Annotated in this window: 18 protein-coding genes; 9 read left to right on the forward strand and 9 right to left on the reverse strand. The window is 72.7% G+C overall.

Annotated features, from left to right (window positions below):
* Positions 1–225: 225 nt before the first annotated feature.
* Entirely contained in the window at positions 226–1101 is an 876-nt protein-coding gene (locus ACZ6Q9_RS01235) for an SPFH domain-containing protein (RefSeq protein ID WP_396826901.1), read from the reverse strand.
* Between the two features lie 250 nt (positions 1102–1351).
* Between ACZ6Q9_RS01235 and ACZ6Q9_RS01240 the strand changes: the two genes are divergently transcribed.
* Positions 1352–3220 (forward strand): transketolase, encoded by a 1869-nt coding sequence (locus ACZ6Q9_RS01240; protein WP_396827115.1) that lies wholly within the window; start codon positions 1352–1354, stop codon positions 3218–3220.
* Here ACZ6Q9_RS01240 and ACZ6Q9_RS01245 read toward each other — a convergent pair.
* Positions 3150–4094 carry an ATP-grasp domain-containing protein gene (locus ACZ6Q9_RS01245; protein WP_396826900.1) on the reverse strand — a complete coding sequence of 315 codons (945 nt, stop codon included), beginning with the start codon at positions 4092–4094 and terminating at the stop codon, positions 3150–3152. The two genes, ACZ6Q9_RS01240 and ACZ6Q9_RS01245, sit on opposite strands and share 71 nt — an antisense overlap.
* A 169-nt stretch (positions 4095–4263) precedes the next feature.
* On the opposite strand from ACZ6Q9_RS01245, the gene ACZ6Q9_RS01250 reads away from it, so the two are divergent.
* From ACZ6Q9_RS01250 to ACZ6Q9_RS01260, 3 genes are all read left to right on the forward strand, one after another.
* On the forward strand, positions 4264–4779 hold the full coding sequence (locus ACZ6Q9_RS01250) for a SigE family RNA polymerase sigma factor (RefSeq protein ID WP_396826898.1): 516 nt from the start codon (positions 4264–4266) through the stop codon (positions 4777–4779).
* Positions 4776–5963, forward strand: a complete 1188-nt coding sequence (locus tag ACZ6Q9_RS01255; RefSeq protein WP_393454229.1) for a hypothetical protein — start codon at positions 4776–4778, stop codon at positions 5961–5963. Before ACZ6Q9_RS01250 ends, ACZ6Q9_RS01255 begins: the two co-directional genes overlap by 4 nt.
* Positions 5964–6069: 106 nt before the next feature.
* Complete coding sequence (locus ACZ6Q9_RS01260; RefSeq protein ID WP_393264019.1) at positions 6070–6357, forward strand: DUF1905 domain-containing protein; 288 nt, start codon at positions 6070–6072, stop codon at positions 6355–6357.
* A 42-nt stretch (positions 6358–6399) separates the two neighbouring features.
* Here ACZ6Q9_RS01260 and ACZ6Q9_RS01265 read toward each other — a convergent pair whose 3' ends face one another.
* On the reverse strand, positions 6400–7884 hold the full coding sequence (locus tag ACZ6Q9_RS01265; protein ID WP_393264440.1) for a peptidoglycan DD-metalloendopeptidase family protein: 1485 nt from the start codon (positions 7882–7884) through the stop codon (positions 6400–6402).
* A gap of 392 nt (positions 7885–8276) precedes the next feature.
* Here ACZ6Q9_RS01265 and ACZ6Q9_RS01270 point away from each other — a divergent pair, with 392 nt between their 5' ends.
* Both ACZ6Q9_RS01270 and ACZ6Q9_RS01275 read left to right on the forward strand, forming a co-directional pair.
* Positions 8277–9392, forward strand: a complete 1116-nt coding sequence (locus ACZ6Q9_RS01270) for a DUF4185 domain-containing protein (protein ID WP_393454225.1) — start codon at positions 8277–8279, stop codon at positions 9390–9392.
* A 73-nt stretch (positions 9393–9465) separates the two neighbouring features.
* Entirely contained in the window at positions 9466–10461 is a 996-nt protein-coding gene (locus ACZ6Q9_RS01275; RefSeq protein WP_393264023.1) for an alpha/beta hydrolase, read from the forward strand.
* Positions 10462–10555: 94 nt separating this feature from the next.
* Here ACZ6Q9_RS01275 and ACZ6Q9_RS01280 read toward each other — a convergent pair whose 3' ends face one another.
* The 3 genes from ACZ6Q9_RS01280 to ACZ6Q9_RS01290 form a co-directional block, all read right to left on the reverse strand.
* Positions 10556–10828 (reverse strand): cation:proton antiporter regulatory subunit, encoded by a 273-nt coding sequence (locus tag ACZ6Q9_RS01280; RefSeq protein ID WP_393454223.1) that lies wholly within the window; start codon positions 10826–10828, stop codon positions 10556–10558.
* A gap of 137 nt (positions 10829–10965) precedes the next feature.
* The gene (locus ACZ6Q9_RS01285) at positions 10966–11736 is read right to left on the reverse strand and encodes a rod shape-determining protein (protein ID WP_357702800.1); all 771 of its coding nucleotides are present in this window, start codon (positions 11734–11736) and stop codon (positions 10966–10968) included.
* A 156-nt stretch (positions 11737–11892) separates the two neighbouring features.
* Entirely contained in the window at positions 11893–12099 is a 207-nt protein-coding gene (locus ACZ6Q9_RS01290; protein WP_357702798.1) for a hypothetical protein, read from the reverse strand.
* 117 nt (positions 12100–12216) lie between these two features.
* Here ACZ6Q9_RS01290 and ACZ6Q9_RS01295 point away from each other — a divergent pair, with 117 nt between their 5' ends.
* Positions 12217–13116 carry a bifunctional helix-turn-helix transcriptional regulator/GNAT family N-acetyltransferase gene (locus ACZ6Q9_RS01295; protein ID WP_393454221.1) on the forward strand — a complete coding sequence of 300 codons (900 nt, stop codon included), beginning with the start codon at positions 12217–12219 and terminating at the stop codon, positions 13114–13116.
* Between the two features lie 394 nt (positions 13117–13510).
* On the opposite strand, the gene ACZ6Q9_RS01300 is transcribed toward ACZ6Q9_RS01295, so the two are convergent.
* A complete protein-coding gene (locus tag ACZ6Q9_RS01300) occupies positions 13511–15985 on the reverse strand; it encodes a low temperature requirement protein A (protein WP_393264028.1) in 2475 nt (824 codons plus the stop codon).
* Positions 15986–16462: 477 nt separating this feature from the next.
* Here ACZ6Q9_RS01300 and ACZ6Q9_RS01305 point away from each other — a divergent pair, with 477 nt between their 5' ends.
* Positions 16463–17653 carry a hypothetical protein gene (locus ACZ6Q9_RS01305; protein ID WP_396826894.1) on the forward strand — a complete coding sequence of 397 codons (1191 nt, stop codon included), beginning with the start codon at positions 16463–16465 and terminating at the stop codon, positions 17651–17653.
* Positions 17654–17843: 190 nt separating this feature from the next.
* Positions 17844–19712 carry an adenylyl cyclase gene (locus tag ACZ6Q9_RS01310; RefSeq protein WP_396826893.1) on the forward strand — a complete coding sequence of 623 codons (1869 nt, stop codon included), beginning with the start codon at positions 17844–17846 and terminating at the stop codon, positions 19710–19712.
* Positions 19713–19768: 56 nt separating this feature from the next.
* Here ACZ6Q9_RS01310 and ACZ6Q9_RS01315 read toward each other — a convergent pair whose 3' ends face one another.
* Positions 19769–20128: a hypothetical protein gene (locus ACZ6Q9_RS01315; RefSeq protein WP_357702788.1), complete on the reverse strand. Its 360-nt coding sequence runs from the start codon at positions 20126–20128 to the stop codon at positions 19769–19771.
* A 96-nt stretch (positions 20129–20224) separates the two neighbouring features.
* On the reverse strand, positions 20225–20809 hold the full coding sequence (locus ACZ6Q9_RS01320) for a TetR/AcrR family transcriptional regulator (protein WP_350708174.1): 585 nt from the start codon (positions 20807–20809) through the stop codon (positions 20225–20227).
* Position 20810: the final 1 nt, after the last annotated feature.

Raw genomic sequence — 20810 nt, forward strand, 5'->3', positions numbered from 1 at the left:
GGCGCAACGGCTGCTTCCGGGCTCCGGACGTCCCGCTCGGCGCGGCGGGGTGACGGCATGGTCGGTAACGGACACCGCCCACTCGTAGCACCCTCTCGCAAGCGTCGTCGCCGAGCGGGCGGCCACCCGCCGGCTCGGCGGGCGGTGGTCGTACCCGGGCAGCCGGGCGAACCGGCGACGGAGGCGGCGGCGCGCCGAGGTCGGCAGGCGCGGGCCGGCGAGGGGTCAGGCCGGGGGTCGGTGGCGGCCGTCGCCGGGCGCGGCGGTGGGTGCCGGTGCGGCGCGCTCCGCCGCGGGGGGCTGCGCCGCCGGCGGCTCGGCTTCGCGCGTGGGTGCGGCGGCGTGGGTGAACTTGTCGAAGAAGCGCAGCAGCTCGACCGGGAACGGCATCACCAGGGTGCTGTTCTTCTCCGCCGCCACGTCCACGACGGTCTGCAGCAGCCGGAGCTGGTACGCCCCGGGGGTCGCCGCCATCGCCCGGGACGCGTCGGCGAGCCGGCGGGACGCCTGGTACTCGCCGTCGGCGGCGATCACCCGGGCGCGGCGCTCGCGTTCCGCCTCGGCCTGGCGGGACATCGACCGCTTCATCCCCTCGGGCAGCGCGACGTCCTTGACCTCGACCCGCTCGATGAGCAGCCCCCACGGCTTCTCGGTCGGCGCGTCGATGACGGCCTTCAGCTCGGTGTTGATCCGCTCCCGGTCGCCGAGCAGGGTGTCCAGGTCGGCCTTGCCGATCACCGACCGCAGCGCGGTCTGCGCCACCTGGAGCACGGCCGCAGGGTAGTCGCGGACGTTGACCAGCGCCTTCACCGGGTCGACGACCCGGTAGTAGACGACCGCGTCGACGGTGAGGGTGACGTTGTCCCGGGTGATGGCGCCCTGCGGGGGCACGCCGATCACGGTCGTCTGCATGCTGACCCGGACCATCCGGTCGGCGATCGGGACGATCAGGCGCAGGCCGGGCTCGCGGACCGGTTGCAGCACGCGGCCGAAGCGGAAGACGATGCCGCGCTGGTACTGCTGTACAAGCCGGATGCTCAGGGCGCCGACGAGCGCGAAGAACACGACCACGATCACCGCGCCGATCACGACGGCTTCCACGGCACCCCCGATCCGTTCGGCTCCCCGGGCCCCCCCTTTCCCGCTGCGTCGCCGGATAGTCCTGCCTCTCCGGCGGTCGTCCGGTCGGCCGCCGGCGTCCCTCGGGGCAGATCGGTGGTTGCCGGACGCCGGGCCGATTTCCTGGCTACGGTACGGGGAGCAGGCCGGCGGGGGCTGCCCGGCCGTGGGTCGGGCGGTCCGGCAGCACCGGGCCGAGGAAGGCCGATCGCTGGAGGCGATGCCGGTGACGATGGAAGCAGAGCGCACTCTCCGCGCCGACGAGATCACCGAGCTGGGCGAGCTCGCCGCGCAGTTGCGGGTGGACGCGATCCGGTGCAGCACCCGAGCCGGGTCCGGTCACCCGACCTCCAGCCTGTCCGCCGCGGACCTGCTCGCCGTGCTGGTCACCCGGCACCTGCGCTACGACTGGTCGGATCCGGGCGCTCGCGCCAACGACCACCTGATCTTCTCCAAGGGCCACGCCTCGCCCCTGCTGTACGCGGTCTTCAAGGCGGTCGGGGTGATCAGCGACGAGGAGCTGGTGGAGACCTACCGCCAGTTCGGCTCGCGCCTGCAGGGGCACCCGACACCGGTGCTGCCCTGGGTCGACGTGGCCACGGGCGCGCTCGGCCAGGGGCTGCCCGTCGGTGTCGGGATCGCGCTGGCCGGCCGGTACCTCGACCGGCTGCCGTACCACGTCTGGGTGTTGTGCGGGGACAGCGAGACGGCCGAGGGCTCCATCTGGGAGGCGCTGGACAAGGCGAGCCACTACGGGCTCGGCAACCTGACGGCGATCGTGGACGTGAACCGGTTCGGGCAGCGGGGGCCGACCGAGTTGGAATGGGACCTGGACACCTACCGGCGGCGGGTCGAGGCGTTCGGCTGCCGGGCGGTCGTCGTCGACGGTCACGACCTCGCCGCCGTCGACGAGGCGCTGGGCCGCGCCCGGCAGGCGACGGGCCCGACCGTGGTGCTCGCCCGAACCGTGAAGGGCAAGGGCGTACCCGAGGTCGAGAACAAGCCGGGCTGGCACGGCAAGCCGTTCAAGCCCGACCTGGCCGACCGCGCCGTCGACGCGCTCGGCGGCGTACGCCAGATCCGCGTCGCCGGCCCACGCCCCGAGGCCGCTCCGCCGCCCGCCGCTGCCGCCGGCGCGCCACCGGAGCTGCCCCGGTACGACCGGGGGGCGAAGGTCGCCACCCGCAACGCCTACGGCGACGCGCTGCGCGCGCTGGGCGCCCGGCCGGACGTGGTCGCGCTGGACGGCGAGGTCAGCGACTCGACGCGCGCCGACCGGTTCGCCGGGGAGTATCCCGACCGGTTCTTCGAGATGTTCATCGCCGAACAGCAGCTGGTCGCCGCGGCGGTCGGGTTGCAGGTACGCGGGTACCGGCCCTTCGCCTCGACCTTCGCGGCCTTCTTCTCCCGCGCCTACGACTTCATCCGGATGGCCGGCATCTCCGGGGCCGACATCGCCCTGTCCGGCTCGCACGCGGGGGTGGAGGTGGGGGCGGACGGCCCCTCGCAGATGGGGCTGGAGGACCTGGCGGCGATGCGCGCCGTCCACGGGTCGACCGTCCTCTACCCCAGCGACGCCGTGTCCTGCGCGGCCCTGGTGCGGGAGATGGTCGACTGCGGGGGCATCACCTACCTGCGGACGACCCGGGGGGCGTACCCCGTCCTGTACGGCAACGACGAAGACTTCCCGGTGGGCGGCAGCAAGCTGCTGCGCGGCGGCGACGACGACCGGGTAGCGCTGGTCGGGGCCGGGGTGACGGTGCACAACTGCCTCGCCGCCGCGGACCGGCTGGCGGGCGAGGGCGTCGCGGCCCGGGTGATCGACCTGTACTCGGTGAAGCCGCTGGACCGGCAGCGGTTGCTGGACGCCGTCCGGGTCACCGGCGGCCGGCTGGTGGTGGTGGAGGACCACTATCCGGAGGGTGGCCTCGGCTCGGCCGTACTGGAGTCGCTGGCCGACCTCGCCGAGCCGGTGCGGGTGACGCACCTGGCCGTCCGCGGCCTGCCCACCTCCGGGACGTCGAGCCAGCTCATGGACCAGGCGGGAATCGGGGTGGAGGCGATCGTCGCGGCGTCGCGCGCCGCACTGTCCGGCGACTGAGCGGGCGGGCGACGGGTGGCCGCGCAGCCGGGTCGGTGAACAGAGCGCCGACGAGTGCTTCCGGTGCGATGGTGACCGGCCGGTCGCTGACCTGCCCGTCGCCGAGTTCGACGATCCGCCACACCCCGTCGGCGCGCAGGGCCAGATCCACCGTCACGAAGGGCAACCGCAGCGCCGCGATCGACGCGCCCAGCGGACACGGGTCGAAGTCCGCGGGCGGGGTGTCGTGCGGGCTGTCCGGGTGCGCGCCGACCAGGACGCAGCCGCCGTCGATCCACCACGTGCGGACCTCGGCGCCGGCGAACCGCTCGAACCGGCGCAGCACGAGGCCACCGACGACGTCCTCCGCGCGCAGGTCGAGGAACCGGCTCGCGATCGCCCAGGCGGCGTCACCGTCGTCCAGGTTCGGGATGAACGCCGCCTCGTGCCAGTGGTGCTTCATCGACTTGGTGAAGTCGCGTAGCACCGCTGGCCCGCCGCCGAGGTCGCACCGCGCCCGCTCGAAGTCGGCGCGCCGTGTCCCGACCGTCCACGTCGTACGCGGCGTCAATTCGGCGAGGTCGGGATACCAGCCGGGCAGCTCGTGGGCCCGCATGTACTGCTCGGCGCTCGTCCGCAGCGTGACGCCACGGCCGGCCAGCGCTGCGGCGAAGGCGGCGTACCGCTCGCTGCGCAACATCCACCCGCGGTAGACGGCCTCGCCCTCCACCGTTATTCGGGACACCGCCCGCGGCACGTCGTCGCCACGGGCCAACGCGTCGTGGTCGACGAGGGCGACCGCGACGCCGGCGTCCCGGGCCGCGCGTGTCTCCGGCGCGAAGTGGTCATCCGGACGACGCGGCCGCAGCGGGTCCGCGGGAACGATCAACAGCATCCGGTGGATGTTGCCTGATCGGCCCGTGGGACGCGACCGCGTTCCCGTCGGCGATGCCGGCGGTGGTGCCGGGCGACGGCGACTTCCCGTCGCCGCGCACCAGGACAACCGATCGGCGGGCGAGTGCGTCCTTAGTCCGAGCAGTCGGATAGGGCGGTGTGGAGGTTCGATGGACGAGGTTGCCGAGGACGCGTTCCGGTCGTTCGTCGCGGCGCGTTCGGCGGCGCTGCTGCGCAGCGCTTACCTGCTGGTCGGCGACCGCGACAGGGCCGAGGACCTGCTGCAGACGGTGCTCATCAAGACGTACGTCAGGTGGTCGCGCATCCGGGACCCCGCCGCCGTCGAGGGGTACGTGCGGCGGGCGCTGGTCACCACCGCGACGTCGTGGTGGCGGGGCCGGGCGTACCGGGAGCGACCGGTCGACACGGTGCCGGACCGCGGCGGCGTGGACGAGACGGACGCGCGCCTGGAGCACGACGCGATGTGGCAGCGCCTGCTGACGCTGCCGCCGAAGCAGCGGGCCGTGCTGGTGCTGCGCTACTACGAGGGCATGGCCGAGGCGGAGATCGCCGAGGTGCTGGACATCCGGCGGGGCACGGTGAAGAGCCACGCGTCGCGGGGTCTCGCCGCGCTACGCCGTCAACTGGAGGAACAGGATGCGGAGAAGGGGGCGGTGACGCCATGAACGACCGACCGGACCGGGGACTCGCCGACGCACTCGAGCGGCGGGCCGACTCGATCGCGCCGGGGCCTCGGCTCTCCGCCGAGGAGATCGTGCAGGCGGGACGCCGAGCGGCCCGACGACGGACCACGCGGATCCGGGTGTCCGCGGCGGCAGCGGTCACCGCGCTGGCGGTCGTGGCCGCGCCCGCCGTGATCGACGCCGTACGACGTCCGACCCATCCGGCGCCGGCCGCGTCCAGGTCGGAGCCGCCGCGCGGCCTGCCCACGGCCTGCCCGGTCGAGCGGCTGCCGGTGCCGGCGGGCAGCGTCATGGACATGGTGATCGGCATGGATCCGACCGGTCGCTACATCGTGGGTCGGACGAACCCCGGCCGCGGCGGCACCGGTCTCGACATGTTGATCTGGGACAACGGCCGCCTCCAGGTGATCCCGGTGCCGGGCGACCAGCAACTGCCCACCGACATCAACTCCCGCGGCGAGGCGGTCGGCGTCAGCGGCACCGTCGGTGAACGGGCATGGATCTACCGCGACGGCACCGTGACGCATCTGCCCGGGCAGCCCTCGACGCGGGCCAACGCGATCAACGAGGGCGGTGTCGTGGTCGGTGCGAACGGGCTCCGACAGCCCCTGGTCTGGCGAACCCCGACGGACCAACCGACGGTGCTGCCGATGCCGGACGGCGACTGGGAGGGCGAGGCCAGCGACATCTCCGCCGACGGCACGATCGTCGGCACGCTCAACCGCCAGCGCACCACCCTGTTCCAGGCGTACGCCTGGTTGCCCGACGGCACGCTGCGGGAACTGCCGCCACCGGTCGTCGACGGCGAGAGGGCCGTCGCCACACGCGCGATGTCGATCTTCGGGGACTGGGTGGCCGGCACCGCGGATGGGCCACGCGGTGACGTCCCGACGCGGTGGAACCTGCGCACCGGCGAGGTCCAGACCTTCCCCGGGATGCGGATGGGCGGTCGCGGCGTCAGTGCCGACGGCTGGCTCGTCGGCAGCCGGGAGGGGCAGGGACTGCTCGCCAGCCACCAGGGCATGGTGACGCTGCCGGACCTGCACGACCACGACACCAACATGTCGAACTACGCCGTGGCGATCAGCCGGGACGGTCGCCTCGTCGCGGGTGGCGGGTCGGTCGGCGGTCCCCGGGCTGTCCCGGTGGTGTGGCGCTGCCGGTGACACTCCGACCCGGGGAGGCGCGGCCGGGCCGGGGTTGCCGTCGCGACGACCGTCACCGGCAGCCTCGGCCCGCCGCCGCGAAAGTTCGCGGCCCTATGCTGAGCCGATGGACGTGGAGTTCAGCGGCGAGATGTTCTTCTGGAGGGGCCCCGCGCCGTGGCACTTCGTCCCCGTGCCGGAAGACGACTCCCGCGAGCTGAACGCGACCTGCGCGTCCGTGAGCTACGGCTGGGGCATGATCCCGGTGACGGCCCGGATCGGGGGCACCGGGTGGCGGACGTCGCTGTTCCCCAAGGACGGGCGTTACCTCGTGCCGGTGAAGGCCGGGGTGCGCGAGGCCGAAGGGCTCGCGGTCGGAGACGCCGTCACGGTGCGCCTGGTCGTCGACGTCTGACCCGGGTGACCGGGTCGGGCCGGAGGCGTCCCGGCCGGGACCCTACAGCGCTCCGCCCCAGTTGTCGGTGGTGAGTCGGCCGGTGGTGTCGTCGATGAAGCGGTGTTCGAGGGTGCCGTTCGTCGTCCGGTAGAACACGTGGTGCTGGTTCGGAGTCGACAGTCCCGCCGGGTCGTCGGTCACCACACCACGGGCGCCCCAGTCGTCGACGCCCGGGTTGATCCCCGGCCACCAGTACCAGTGGACCAGGTCGCCCGAAGCCGTACGGGCGAAGACGTGCTGCTGATCGCGGTGCACGAACGCGTGCGGGTTCCCCACGAACCCACCACCGGGCCACACGCCACCGTTGAGCGTGCCGGACGGATCGTCGAAGAACCGATGCTGCAACCTGCCGTCGGCATTGCGGAAGAACACGTGGTGCTGGTTGCCGCCGTAGGAGAACCCGGTCGGGTCCGACGCCACACCCGAGGTCACACCCCAGTTGTCCGTAGCGGGGTTGATGCCCGGCCACCAGTACCAGTGGATCAACCCACCCGAGGCCGTACGGGCGAAGACGTGCTGCTGGTCCCGATGCACGAACGCGTACGGATTCCCCACGAACCCACCACCCGGCCACACCCCACCGGCGATCTGGCCCGTGTTCAGGTCGTAGAAGCGGTGCTCCAGGTTCCCCTCCGGATTGCGGTAGAACACGTGCTGCTGACTGCCGTACGCGAAGCCGGTCGGATTCGACATCACCCGCCCGACCGTGTTCCAGTCGTCCAAGCCGGGAGAGGCCATGCCCGGCCCGAACCACCAGTGTCGCAACGTGTTGTCGCTCCCCCGCGCGAACACGTGCTGCTGACCGGCGTGCGAATACCCGACCGCCTTGCCCGTCAGCGGGCCCCCGCCCCAGTCCGCCCGCACCAGTCCCGCACCCGGCGACCACGACAGGTTCACCAACGACCCCGCCGCACCCACCGCCACGACGTGCTGCCCGTCGCCGAAACCGAACGCCCGACCGGCGACGGGCTCGGCGGGGCGACCGCAGTTGTCGCTGGTGAGGTACCGCTGGTGGTAGGAGCCCGGATACGGCGCGAGGGAGATGCCGTTGATGACGATGCTCTGCCCGACGCCGTTGTACAGCTGCTCGTAGTGGATGTGCGCGCCGAAGGAGTTGCCGGTGTTGCCGGTCAGCCCGATCTGCTGGCCCTGGGCGACTGTCGCGCCGTTGGCCACCGAGTAGGCGGCAAGGTGGAAGTAGTAGGTCTTCCATCCGCCGCCGTGCTCGATGGCGATGTAGTTGCCCGCGCCGCTGGGCTGCGAGTAGCGGTAGGCGGTGCCGGCTGCCGAGGCGAGCACGGGGGTGCCGTCGGTGACCCCGCCGTCGGCCCGGACGAAGTCCAGCGCCTGACGGACCTCGCTGCTGTGGTGGCTGTAGGTCCACCGTTGCCCGCACGGGAACGGGGCTTTGAAGGTGGGCGCGGCGGCGCCGGCGGGTGTGCCGGCCGCCACGGCCAGCGCCGCCCACGTCACCACGGCGGCCACGAGCGCCACGCCCAGTCGGCGGACGATGCCTACGGTACGCACGGGCGGCTCCTCGCTGCGGTGGTGGCGGCTGCGGAAACGGGCCGTGCGATCTGCGGTCGCGCCGGCCCGACGGTCGGTCTGGGCGGTGCTCGGAGCGCGGGCGAGCGGGGCTCCGATGGCGCGAGTCTGGAGAAGGGCGGTGACGTCTGTCAATGGATTGACGAAAGTTTCCGGCAGGGTGTCACTAGCCACCCGCAAACATCCTTCGACGCCGGAGCGCGCTTGACCGCGCCGGACGTTGGCCGTAGCTTCCAGCTATACATCGACGAGGGTCGCTTGATCAGGTCGGCATCCGTTCCGGCGCCACAGTTCTCCGCCCTGCCCGCCGCACGCTCGCGACAAGGACGGTCATGACGATCAACCGCCGCTCACTGCTCGGGAAGGTCGCCGTGGTCGGCGCGGCCGCCGCGGTCGCGCCGGCCCTGGCCCCCGGCGCGGCCCAGGCCGCCTACTGGAAGAAGCGCCTCACCGGCGCCGACCTGGACACCAACCACCGGTGGCAGGTCGCCGGCACCGACCTCGGCATACCGTACGTGCTGGAGAACGGCTCCATCGGCTACCTGTTCGGCGACACCTTCAACACGCCGTGGCCGGAGGGCCCGCCGCTGCCCAACGACTGGCGCTCACCGGTGATGCTGCGCTCCTACGTCCACCCGGGGTCGAGCGGTGGGATCGTCTTCGACAGCGCCGCCCGGGTCGCCGGCAACGGGCGGGCTCCCGAGCTGATGCACAACGGCCACAACGGCGTCGGCATCGACGGCCTCTGGGAGGTGACCGTCATCCCCAACGACGGCATCAGCTTCCCCGAGACCGGCCGCCAGCTCGTCTCGTACATGAGCATCGAGAACTGGAACTCCGCCGGCCCCGCCGGGCCGCACTGGAAGTCGCGCTACGCGGGGCTGGCCTACAGCGACAACGGCAACGACTTCGTCCGTACGCCGCTGAAGTGGTGGAACGACGGCACCAACACGGACCCCTTCCAGATGTGGACGATGCAGCGCGACGGAGACTGGGTGTACGTCTTCTCGGTGCGCTCGGGCCGGCAGGACGGCCCGATGATGCTGCGCCGCGTTCGCTGGGACCGGCTCTTCTATCCCGAGTCCTACGAGGGCTGGGGCTGGAACGGCACCAACTGGGGCTGGAGCCGCCCGTGCACGCCGATCCTCACCGGCCGGTTCGGCGAGCCGTCGGTGCGGCGGCTCGCCGACGGCACCTGGGTGATGTCCTACCTCAACTGCGCGACCGGCTGCATCGTCACCCGCACCGCCGGCGGGCCGGACCAGGTCTGGACGGCGGAGAAGGTCCAGGTCACGCCGTGGCAGGAGCCCGGGCTCTACGGCGGCTTCATCCACCCGTGGTCCAGCCGCCGGGCCAACGACCTGCACCTGATGGTGTCGAAGTGGACCAGGACGCCCGACAACCGGAGCACCGCGTACCACGTCAGTCAATTCGTCGCGTCGGCGTGAACCCGCCGGACGGAGGCGGGCGCGCAGCAGTCGTCACGCCGGGTCGACGCGGCCCCGGCGCTGGAGGGAAACCATGAGTGAGAGTGGCAACGTCCGTCGTCGAGTGAGCCGCCGGCGCCTGCTGGCCGGCACGGCGGGAGTCGCCGCCGCCGGAGCGTTCGTCGGGGCGTTCTCCGCGTCGTCCCCCGCGGTCGCCGCTGTCGACGGCCACGGCCTGCACATCGTCGACCGCAACGAGAACCCCGGCCGGCTGCAGTACTACCGCTTCGCCACCGCCGCCGTCGAGTGGGACCCAGCGGTCAACGTCCTGCTGCCCGACGGCTACCACACCAGCGGCAGGCGCTATCCCGTGCTGTACCTCCTGCACGGCGGCGGAGCCGACTTCCGCACCTTCCACCTGCAGGACAACATCATCAATCTCACCGCCGGCCGGGAGATCATCGTCGTCATGCCGGACGCCTCGACCGGCTGGTACTCGAACCCGGTGCACAGCAACACCGGCCCCCGCAACTGGGAGACCTTCCACATGGCGCAACTGCTGCCGTGGATCGAGTCGAACTTCCGCACGTTCCCGGAGTACGACGGACGCGCGGTCGCCGGGTTCTCGATGGGCGGGTTCGGCGCCCTCAAGTACGCCGCGAAGTACTACGGCCACTTCTGTTCGGTCAGCTCCCACTCCGGTCCGGCCAGCCTGCGCCGGGACTTCGGCCTGGTCGTGCACTGGGCCAACGCCACCTCGGCGGCGCTGGACCTGGGCGGCGGCACGGTCTACGGCGCACCGCTGTGGGACGAGGCCCGGGTCAGCGCCGACAACCCCGTCCAGCGCATCGGCAGCTACCACAACAAGCGCGTCTTCCTCGCCGCCGGCACCTCGCCCGACCCGGTCAACTGGTTCGACACCGTCAACGAGACCCAGGTGCTGGCCGGCCAGCGCGAGTTCCGGGCGGCTCTCGCCCGCGCCGGCATCCCGCACGAGTGGCGCGAGGTTCCCGGGGGCCACTACTTCCGGCACGAGCTCTTCGTCCAGGACCTCGACGGCATGCTCCGCCGCCTCCGCCGCGCCGGCTGACCTCGTCGACGTCCCCGCCGCGCCACCCGAGCCGTGGCGCGGCAGGGACGTCGTCGCAGGCTGCGCGGTGCACGGAATCCGCGCCGGCGGGCACTCACCGCGGCGCGGCGGGCTGCCGGCCGGAATCGTCGGGCGCGGTGATGGTGACGTCGAAGACGTCGAGGAGGCCGAGCAGTCCCGCGAGGGCGACGGCTTCGTCGCGTTTGAGGATGATGCTGCGGGTGGCGTCGGGGTCGTCGCCGTCGTGGTAGACCAACTCGCGCCGGCCGCCGGCGTAGTGGGTCACCACCCCGACGCGGCATCCGGCGTCGGTGGTGAACATGCGGCGAAAACCGATGCCGGGCAGCGGTGTCAGTTCGACGTCCATCGGAACTCCAGGTAATGAGGGAACCGCAGCCGGTGGGCGCGGTGCGGTGACGGCCGGACGAGGGGCACGTCCGGCCGCGGCGGCGACGGCAGGCACGGTGCGTCGTCGCCGCGCCGTGCGGGGACCGTCGCGCGGGGTCAGCCGGTGAGCAGCAGGCGCAGGCCGGCGAGCGTGGCCAGGTGCGGATCCGGGGGCATCGTGACGGTGCGGCCGGTCAGGGCGGCCAGCCGGGCCGCGAGCCCCGGATGCGCCGCCCCGCCACCGGTGATCAGCAGCCGACGTCGACCCGGGCCGACCGGGCGGGCGCCGACGCGGCGCACGGCGGCCGCGATGAACGGCACCTGGTCGACGGCGTTGGGCACGTCGACGTGCTCGGCGGCGGCGACCGCGCGGTCGGCGATGCGGGCGATCTCGGTGCGGCCGTGCCCGATGTCGACGGCGACGACGTCGTCGCGGTCCAGGTCGGCCTGGCAGGCCAGGGCGGCCGCCAACGGCTCCTCCACGGTGGCGACGCGCCCGCCGAGCGCCCGGCGGACCACCGCGACGAGGAGGTTCTTCTGCTGCAACGTGGCGGTGGCCGGCACGCCGACGACAACCGGTGAGACGTCGTCGCCCGGCCGCCCGGCGGCCGCCGCCACCACCCGCAACAGGTGTACGCAGGTGAAGAAGTCCTCCACCACGCCGTGCCGCACCGGCCACAACAGCTTCGCGCCGCTGGTGGCGCGCAGGTCCATCGCGGCGCGCCCGACGGCATGGCCGCCGGAGGGTATCCGCGCGACGACGGCGGGTTCGGTGACGACCTCCCCGTGCACCGGGGTCCACACGCGCACCGTCGACGTGCCGAGGTCGAGGGCGACGGGATGCCGTACGCCGAGGCGGGCGTACGCGCCGGGAGCCAGCATGCTCATCGCCCCCGCGCCGGAGCGGGCGCGGCGGCGCACGTCGTCGGTCGGGGCGGTCCGTCACCGACGGACAGGGAACGGGGGCGCGTGTCGTGACGCAGGGTCGGCATGGTGCTCCAAGCCACGGGCCGGCGCCGTAGGGCGTCGGGAGGCGAACAGGCTTCAGACGGCGAACGTCAGCCTGGGCGGAGCACGGTCCGCCGACCACGCCGGCACGCAACCGGGGACGGCCCGCCGCGTGCACCGGAACACGATGCACAGCCCGACGGCCCGCGCCGCCGACAGCACCATGACCAGCACGGCCAGCATCAGCAGCGCCGACAGCGAGACGCGCTTGCCGACGCGGCGGAGACCGTGCCGATCCTGCATGGCCGACACCATAGCCGGGCGACCGGCCGCTCGGCCACGGCGTTCGACGGGCGCCACCCGGCCGCCGGTTCCGCAAGCCCTGGCGCCGGGACAGATAGCTGACTAAAGTCAGGTTTCATGACCTCGGATCAGCTCGTCGCCGCGGTGCGGCGGTTCAACCGGACGGTGACCCAGCGGGTGGGCGCCCTCGACGACGCGTACATGGCGCGCGGGCGTCCCCTCGCGCAGTCGCGGGTGCTGTGGGAGATCGGCCCCGGTGGCAGCGAGGTCGCGGCGCTCCGGGCCCGGCTCGGGCTGGACTCGGGCCACCTCAGCCGGCTCCTGCGCACCCTGGAGCACGACGGGCTGGTCACCGTCGGGCCCTCCGACCCTTTCGGGGGCGACGGGCGGGTACGGGTCGCCACGCTCACCGACGCCGGCCGGGCGGAGTGGTCCGAACTCGACAGGCGCTCCGACGAGTTCGCCTCGTCGATCCTCGCGCCGCTGTCCGCGCGGCGCCGGGAGCGGCTCGTCGCGGCGATGGCCGAGGTCGAGCGGCTGCTCGTCGCGTCGATGGTGGTCATCGCACCCTGCCCGCCCGGCGACCCGCGGGCCCGGGCCTGCACGCGGGCCTATGCCCGGGAGGTCTCCCGACGCTTCGACGACGGGTTCGATCCGAGCCGGAGCAACCCGGTGCACGACGAGGACCTCGTCCCGCCGGCCGGCCTGTTCCTGCTCGCCACCCTCAACGGCGAGCCCGTCGGGTGCGGCGCGGTCAAGCTCCACCGCGACGCGCCCGCCGAGATCAAGCGGGTCTGGGTGGCGGACACCGTACGCGGGCTCGGGGTCGGGCGGCGGATGCTCGGCGAGCTGGAACGACACGCCGCCGCACGGGGCCGGACCGCCGTCCGGCTGGACACCAATCGCAACCTCACCGAGGCGATCGCGATGTACCGCGCGGCCGGCTACCGGGAGATCGAGCCCTACAACACCGAGCACTACGCGCACCACTGGTTCGAGAAGCGCCTGACGCCGTGACGTGTCGACCGCCGCGCCGCCGCCCGACGGCGAGCCCGGGCGACGGGCGGACGGGCAACGGGCGACGGGCGGAACGACGCCAGCAGGGCGACGGGAATGGCGAATCAATTGACGCCGGCCCTCGTTCCCGCTGCGCGCATTCTGCTCTGACCGCCATGGGCCGGGGCACCAATCCGGGTAGTTTCTCCGTGTGGTCTACCCCCATTGCCGTGTGACGATGACGACGGTGGGGAATTGCCGTCTCCGGCGTACCGAATGACGGGCCCGGCATTTCTTCCGGGCCGGCTCGGCGGGCGCGGAACCACCGCGGAGCGTTGATCGGAGTGGTCACGACACGGCGCCTTCCGGCCGAACGGCCTCGCCAGTGGGCGGTCGGCAGGCAAGCGGCTCCCGGTCAGCGCTGGGGCGGCGCGGACGACTCCGGGACCAGCGGGTCGTGCGCGGCGTGCCGCAGTTGGCGGGTGCCGACGGCCTCGGCCAGCGCGAACGCGCACAGGGCGCCGGCGAGGACGGCCAGCCCCGCCAGCCGGGACACCGCGGTGGTCACCGCCGTCAGCCCGACCAGCGCCACGATCGCGACGAGCCGCAGGCCACGGACCCGGTGCTGGATGCGCCACCAGAAGGCCTGGTCGGCGAGGAGGAATACGATCACCCCGCCGTAGAGGGTGAGGTGGGACATGTCCCACCACCCGACGGGTCCGGCGACCCGCTCGACCTCCGCCACCGTCTTGCGCAGCCCGAGCGCGACCAGCACGACCCCGACGATCATCGGCAGGTGCGAGTACGTGTACGCCTCGAGCGCGAGCCGGCTGCGCCGGCCGTCGTGCAGTCTCTGCACGCCTCGCTGCCCCGCGGTGGCGTCGACGTCGAAGTACGCCCACCAGAGCATGGCGACCACCACCAGGCTCAGCACGGAGGCGACGGCCACGGGCACGGAGACCGCGCGGTTGCTCACCGAGGCGCCGGTCGAGACGATCGCGCCGCCGAGCGCGACGAGGATGATCAGGCCGAACCGGTCGGCCCAGTGCTCGGCGGAGCGGACCGGCCAGTGCCGGGCGTTGAGCAGGTAACCGCTGCCGAGTTCGACGATGACGGCCGCGGCCCACAGGGCGGCACGGACGGGTCGGAAGGCCTGCGGATCGTCCGACGGCGGCGGGACGATGGCGGCGGCGTAGAGCAGCGCGAGCGCCACGGCGGCCGACACCGCGAGGCGCACCAACTGGCCGCGGAACAGCCGGTCCTTCCTGGCGACCGTCCAGAACGCGACGAAGTTCAGGGCGCGCACGAGGCCGTAGCACGTCACGAAGACCAGCGGTCCCGGCAGGCCGCCGGGCAGGCCGATGAAGACCGCGGGCACGGCGACGGCGATCACCAGGATGCTCGCCGCGGCGCCGAGGAGCAGGAGCCGGGCGAGGGCGTTCTCGGTGCGGAACGAGCTGCCGAGCCAGGCGTAGCTGCACCACGCCCACCAGAGCAGCACGAGCACCGCCAGCCCCTGGAGCAGCCCGCGCCAGCCGGGTTGCGCGGTCATCAGCTCGGTGACCTGGATGAAGGCGTAGACGAAGACCAGGTCGAGGAAGAGTTCCTTGGGCGTGACTCCGGTGGAGCGCTCGGTGACCGGCTCGATCGCCCGGTGCAGCGCCCGGTGCCGCACCCGGAAGACGGTGCGGTCGAGCAGGACCAGGCTGGCGACCGCGGCGGCGAGCAGCCCCAACTGGGCGACCACCGGCGCCCGCGCCGCCACCGGGACGAGCGCCAGCACCAGGACGAGGCCGACGAGCGGCCCGCGGCCCCAGATGCCGATCGTCCGGCGCTCGAAGGCGATCAGGGCGAGCAGGTACAGTGCCACCCCGCCGTACAGGGCGAAGAGGCCGAGCGCCGGCTCCGACCGCACCGACTGGAACGCCACACTGTTGAACGTGTGCTTGAGCCCGAGCGAGAGCAGGATCAGCCCGACGATCATCGGCAGGTGCAGGAACGTGTACGCGTCCCGGGCGAGCCGCGAGCGGGCGACGCCGGAGGCCTGTTCCAGCGCGTCCTCGGCGGAGAACCTGGCGATGTCGAAGTACGTCCACCAGAGCACGCCCACCAGCAGCATGCTGAGCACGGCGCCCCCGACCACCGCCCAGGTGACCGGGCTGGCCCAGCCGACACCCTGGCCCGTGCCGGCCGAGATGATGATCTCGCCGAACGCCACCAGGATGATCAGATGGAACCGTTCGGTCCAGTGCTTGACGGACTGGACGCGCCACCAGCTCACGCCGATGATCGCTATCCCGAGGTACTCGACGAGGAAGGCGGCCAGCAGCAGCGCGAAGCGGGCCCACTCCCGGGCTTCGCCGGCGGCACCGAACGCGCCGACGGGCAGGAGGCCCGCGGCCAGCAGCAACGGCGCGGCGGCAAGCAGGGGCACCCAGACACGCGGGTACGTGCGCCGGGCGGCGGGATCCCGCCAGACGGCGACGGTGGCCACCAGCAGCGCGCCGGAGCGGACGACCAGGTAGCAGACCACGACGACCAGCGGCCCGTGCAGGCCGCCCGGCTTGTCGGAGAACGTCTCGTTGAGGGTCACCCCCACGACCAGGATCAGCGCCGCCAGGCCGAAGATGACCACCGGCATGACGCCCCGGTCCACCCGGACGACGTTGCCGAGCCAGGCGTACGACAGCCAGCAGGTCCAGAGCAGGACCAGTAGCACCACGCCGTGCAGCAGGCTCGCGACGGTCAGGTCGGACGCGGCCGTGCTGGACACGGTGATGAAGGCGAAGACGAAGATCAGGTCGAGGAAGAGCTCCAGCCGGCTGACCGCGCTGGACTCCCCGACCAGCTGGATCCGGCCGGCCGCCACCGTCGGCCCCTTCTCGGTCACGTTCCCCACTCTGCCAAGGCCCGGCGGGGTGGACAGCGGATCCGGGAAGCGGGCCCGGGAGTCGGCGCCGCCCGGCCGGCACGCCCGGCGGTCTGCGGGGCGGCGACGGCAGGCCCCGCATTTCACGCCGTCGCTTTCTGCGTCATTTCCCTGCCGGCCCACCCGGATTTTCCAGTCGTCCACCGAAATCGTCGCGGGCGAGCCGTCGGGCGCCGCCGCATTGGCGGCGGCGGCCCGTGGTGGAGTCAAGAAGACGAAAATCACGCTTTCTCGGATTTCCCGCGCGGCCCGTCCCTTTGTAGGCTCTGTGGGCCGGTTTCCCGGCCCGGTCGGCGCGTGATTTCCGACGCCGAGGCACTACCCGCCACCCGTCCCCGCCCATCCAGAGGGGCGGCGCCGTCGGCTGCGGTGACGCGTGTCCGGGCATGCCGGGGCGCCGGCCAGGTCCATCGACGACACGACACGGGAGCACGACACATGCAGGGGACATCCGCAGCACGCTGCCGGGCGACGCCGGCCCGACGGCGCCTTCTCACCGCACTGCTCGCCGCCACGGTGGGCGTCGTCGCGGCGGCGCCCCCCGCCCGGGCCGCGGACACCGGCTACGTGTCGGCGACCTCGGTGGAGGCCCTCGGCGGCGACCTGTCCACGGTGAGCCCCACGGTGCAGACCACCTATTCCGGCGACCCGCTGCGCCCCGCCGACTACCTCAAGCCCATGGGCCCGCTGGGCCACTACGGGCTGATCGGCCCCTGGGGGCCGCTCGGCGTCGCCGGTCCGATCGGCGTCGAGCCGTGGCACCCGTCAAGCTGGATCACCGGGACGGCCTGGGACGACTGGGCAGGCATGCTCGGCTGGTACGGCGGGCCGATGAGCGAGTGGGGCCCGCTCGGCCCCGACGGGCCGCTGTCGCCGGAGGCGTACCACGGGACGCTGCCCAGCCTGGGTGACTTCAGCAAGCAGGTCCAGGCCGGCGGCGTGTGGGGCGTGCTGGGCCCCGTCGGGCCGCTCGGCCCGCTCGGCCCGTTGGGTCCACTCGGCCCGGCCGGCGCGCACGGGCTCGGGCGCACGGCCGACGGCGCGTACGTCACCAGCGGCGGCGCGGTACGCCGTACCGCGACCGTGCCGTACGGGACCTCCACCCGCAGCTACGAGCTGTACGAGCAATACCGCGACGAGTACGCCCGCGGTCTCGGCTACGGCAACGACACCTCGTTCATGGTGGAGCGCAGCACGCTGTCGCCCGGCAGCTCCGTCGACTACCGGTTCACCTCCCAGAGCACCCAGTGGGTCACCGTCAACGTCGTCCCGCAGTGGATGCGCTACGACCTCGCCACCCTGTCGGGGTACGTGACCAGCGCCGCGAACAACCACCTGGACTACCCGAGCGGCGCGGCGGGTGGCACGGCGCTCGTGGACGACTTCGACCTGCGGCTGACCGATGACACGGGGCGGGTGCTCGCCGTGTCGAACTCCGTCGAGCTGGCCGACACGATCCAGGTCCAGGTTGCCGCCGGCACGCGGCTGAACCTGCGGGTGACCCACCACCAGCGTGGCTCCTACCTCGGCTACCACGACGGCTACCGGCTCTTCGTCACCGGCTCCACGCCGCACATCGCCGGCACCGACATCACCGGCGCCCACCAGCGCCCCGTCGGGACGGTGTGATCCCGCCCGGAGGTCGTCCCGCCTGATGCGCGGGCCGTACCCGGTGGCGCCGTCGGTTCGCTCCGCACGGCGCCACCGGGTGGCGCCGTGCGGAGCGAGGATCGAGGTCCGCTGCCGTAGCGCGCGGCTCCGTCGACAGGGTAAAAACATGCCACGTCAAGAGAGCGCTCTCACGGAGAGGACGGTCCACATGAGAATCCAGTCCACCCGCCGACGACGACTCGGCCGGGCGCTCGTGCTCGGCCTCGTGTTGACGACCGCCGCCAGCACGGCCGGCCCGGCCGCCGCCGGGCCGCCCCGCCCCGGCCCGCCGGACTTCGGGCCCCACGTGACGATCTTCGACCCAGGCATGCCGGTCGGCGAGATCCAGGCGACCCTGGACGCGGCGCACGCCCGGCAGGTCGACGACGAGATGGGCACCGCGCGGCACGCGTACCTCTTCATGCCCGGCACGTACGGCACCGACGAACAGCCGTTGCAGGTCAGGGTCGGCTACTACACGGAGGTCGCCGGCCTGGGTGCCTCCCCCACCGACGTCGGCGTCAACGGCAAGGTCGAGGTCTACAACCGGTGCCTCTCCGGCGGCGGCACGGGCAACTGCATCGCCCTGGTCAACTTCTGGCGCACCCTGTCCAACCTGTCGATCGCGGTCAACGCCGCCGGCCAGGACGGCTGCCGCTCGTCGGCCAACTTCTGGGCGGTGTCGCAGGCGGTGTCGATGCGTCGCCTCGACATCAGCGGCGGTGGGCTGTCCCTGATGGACTACTGCACGGCGGGCCCGCAGTACGCCAGCGGCGGCTTCATCGCCGACTCGCGGCTGCCCCTCACCACGAACGGCTCGCAGCAGCAGTGGCTGACCCGCAACAGCGAGGTCGGCGGCTGGTCCAACGCGGTGTGGAACCAGGTCTTCGCGGGCACCGTGGGCGCCCCCGACGACGCCGGCTTCCCCGACCCGCCCTACACCACGCTGCACACCACGCCGCTCAGCCGGGAGAAGCCCTACCTGTACGTCGACGCGAGGGGCGGGTACCACGTCCGCGTGCCCGCCGCCCGGCGCGACAGCCGGGGCATCTCCTGGGGCGCGGGCACGACACCGGGCCGGAGCATCCCGATCCGGGACTTCTTCGTCGCCCGGCCGTCGGACCCGGTGCACGTCATCAACCGCCAGCTCGCACGCGGCAGGCACCTGCTGCTCACCCCCGGCGTGTATGACATCGCGCACAGCATCGAGGTCAGGCGGCCCGACACCGTGGTCCTCGGCCTCGGCCACGCGACGCTGACCGCCGTGGACGGCGCCGTACCCCTGGACGTCGCCGGCGTCCCGGGCGTGGTCGTCGCCGGCGTCACCGTCGACGCCGGCCCCACCGAGTCGCCGGCGCTGCTGCGGGTGGGCCGCGAGCACGGCCGCAACGCCAGCACCCCACGCGACCCGATCACGCTGTCCGATGTGTACCTCCGGGTCGGCGGGCCGCATGTCGGCAGGGCGGACACCGCGCTGGAGGTCAACGCCGACCACGTCCTCATCGACCACACCTGGGTGTGGCGCGGGGACCACGGCGTCGAGGGCTTCACCGAGGGCGTGAACGGTGACACCGATCGCTGGCGGACCAACACGGGCCGTCACGGCGTCGTCGTCAACGGCGACCACGTGACGGCCACCGGCCTGTTCGTCGAGCACTTCCAGCGGTACAACACGGTCTGGACCGGCGAGCACGGCACGACGATCCTCTACCAGAACGAGCTGCCCTACGATCCGCCGACGCAGGCGGACTGGATGAACGGCGACGTCGAGGGCTGGGCCGGCTACAGGGTCGACGACCGGGTGCGGCACCACACCCTGCACGGCGGCGGGGTCTACGTGTTCAACCAGAACAACCCGTCGATCCACACCGAGAACGGTTTCGAGGTGCCGGTGACGCCCGGCGTGCGGCTGCACCACGTCATGACCGTGAACCTCAGCGCCGGCACCATCGACCACGTGGTCAACGGCGTGGGCGGGCCGGCCGACCCGACCCGGGTCGGCGCGCCGGTCTACGTCGCCCGGTATCCGACGCCCTGACCGGCGGCTCTCGGCACGGGCCGGAGCCGTGCGGCTGCGGCCCGTGCCGGCGGGCGTCAGCCGGCGCAGTTGTAGTTCTGCACCGGCTGGGTCAGCTTCTCCTGGCTGCCGAACTTCGCGTAGACCCGCAGGTAGCACGGCAGTTCGACGTCACCGTAGTAGCTCTGGACCGCGTTGTCGTAGTGCGTGGTGCCGCTCTGCGCGACCTGCCAGCCACCCGCGTCGCCCGACTGGATCTCCCAGTAGACGTCACCCGAACAGCCCTGCAGCCCCTGGGACCAGGCGATCATGTTGGCGCCGTTGTAGATCTCGGACTGCACGAGGGTGCAGCTCGCCGCCTGCGCCGGGGCGGCGCCGGCCAACAACCCCACGGTCAGCAGGGCCCCCGCTCCGACCGCTGACATCAGCTTGCGCATGACCAGTCTCCTCCACGATGGACGGTAGGTGGTCCCCAGGAGGGTAGTCGCTCTGGAGATAAGTTCCAAGAGGATCATCAATGGAGACGAAAACTTTTATCGAGACGTCCCGCCGCCGGCGAAGACGAGGTCGAGGTGGGCGTCCAACGCGGCGAGCGCCTGCTCGGCGGTGTAGTGGCCGCCGAGCAGGTGGACACCCAGCCCCTCCATCAGCGCCAGCACGCCGGCCGCGTACTCGTCCCGCCGGGGACCCGGGATGAGACCGGCGACGAAGGCGCGCAGCTGGTCGGTGTCCTCGCGCATGCCGGCGGCCACGTCCGGCCGCACCGCCGCGTAGGCGAGGAACGCCAGGGCTACCCGCCCGTCGGCGAGCGACTCCTCGGACAGCGGTAGCAACGCGGCGACCATCGTGCGGAGCAGCAGCCGGGGGGCCGGGTCCTCGCCGAGCCGGGCGATCGCGTCGGTCACCCGGGCCTGGCTGCGCTCCCGCACGACGGTCATGGCGAAGGCCATCATCTCGTCCTTGGTGCGGAAGTAGTGCTGGACCATTCCGGCCGAGACCCCGGCCTCGGCCGCCACGTGACGCAGGCTCACGGCCTCCACGCCCTGACGCGCGGCCACGCGCATCAGGGCGGCCGCGATCAGCGTGCGCCGTTCGTGGCGGTCGACCTTCTTCGGCATG

The sequence above is a fragment of the Micromonospora sp. NPDC049139 genome, from assembly GCF_055586845.1.

Excerpts from the sequence above, each read along its gene's own strand:
- ACZ6Q9_RS01240 (WP_396827115.1), top strand. The coding sequence starts at position 1,352 with ATGGAAGCAGAGCGCACTCTCCGCGCCGACGAGATCACCGAGCTGGGC.
- ACZ6Q9_RS01245 (WP_396826900.1), bottom strand. The coding sequence starts at position 4,094 with ATGCTGTTGATCGTTCCCGCGGACCCGCTGCGGCCGCGTCGTCCGGAT.
- ACZ6Q9_RS01250 (WP_396826898.1), top strand. The coding sequence starts at position 4,264 with ATGGACGAGGTTGCCGAGGACGCGTTCCGGTCGTTCGTCGCGGCGCGT.
- ACZ6Q9_RS01255 (WP_393454229.1), top strand. The coding sequence starts at position 4,776 with ATGAACGACCGACCGGACCGGGGACTCGCCGACGCACTCGAGCGGCGG.
- ACZ6Q9_RS01260 (WP_393264019.1), top strand. The coding sequence starts at position 6,070 with ATGGACGTGGAGTTCAGCGGCGAGATGTTCTTCTGGAGGGGCCCCGCG.
- ACZ6Q9_RS01270 (WP_393454225.1), top strand. The coding sequence starts at position 8,277 with ATGACGATCAACCGCCGCTCACTGCTCGGGAAGGTCGCCGTGGTCGGC.
- ACZ6Q9_RS01275 (WP_393264023.1), top strand. The coding sequence starts at position 9,466 with ATGAGTGAGAGTGGCAACGTCCGTCGTCGAGTGAGCCGCCGGCGCCTG.
- ACZ6Q9_RS01280 (WP_393454223.1), bottom strand. The coding sequence starts at position 10,828 with ATGGACGTCGAACTGACACCGCTGCCCGGCATCGGTTTTCGCCGCATG.
- ACZ6Q9_RS01285 (WP_357702800.1), bottom strand. The coding sequence starts at position 11,736 with ATGAGCATGCTGGCTCCCGGCGCGTACGCCCGCCTCGGCGTACGGCAT.
- ACZ6Q9_RS01290 (WP_357702798.1), bottom strand. The coding sequence starts at position 12,099 with ATGCAGGATCGGCACGGTCTCCGCCGCGTCGGCAAGCGCGTCTCGCTG.
- ACZ6Q9_RS01295 (WP_393454221.1), top strand. The coding sequence starts at position 12,217 with ATGACCTCGGATCAGCTCGTCGCCGCGGTGCGGCGGTTCAACCGGACG.
- ACZ6Q9_RS01305 (WP_396826894.1), top strand. The coding sequence starts at position 16,463 with ATGCAGGGGACATCCGCAGCACGCTGCCGGGCGACGCCGGCCCGACGG.
- ACZ6Q9_RS01310 (WP_396826893.1), top strand. The coding sequence starts at position 17,844 with ATGAGAATCCAGTCCACCCGCCGACGACGACTCGGCCGGGCGCTCGTG.
- ACZ6Q9_RS01315 (WP_357702788.1), bottom strand. The coding sequence starts at position 20,128 with ATGCGCAAGCTGATGTCAGCGGTCGGAGCGGGGGCCCTGCTGACCGTG.
- ACZ6Q9_RS01320 (WP_350708174.1), bottom strand. The coding sequence starts at position 20,809 with ATGCCGAAGAAGGTCGACCGCCACGAACGGCGCACGCTGATCGCGGCC.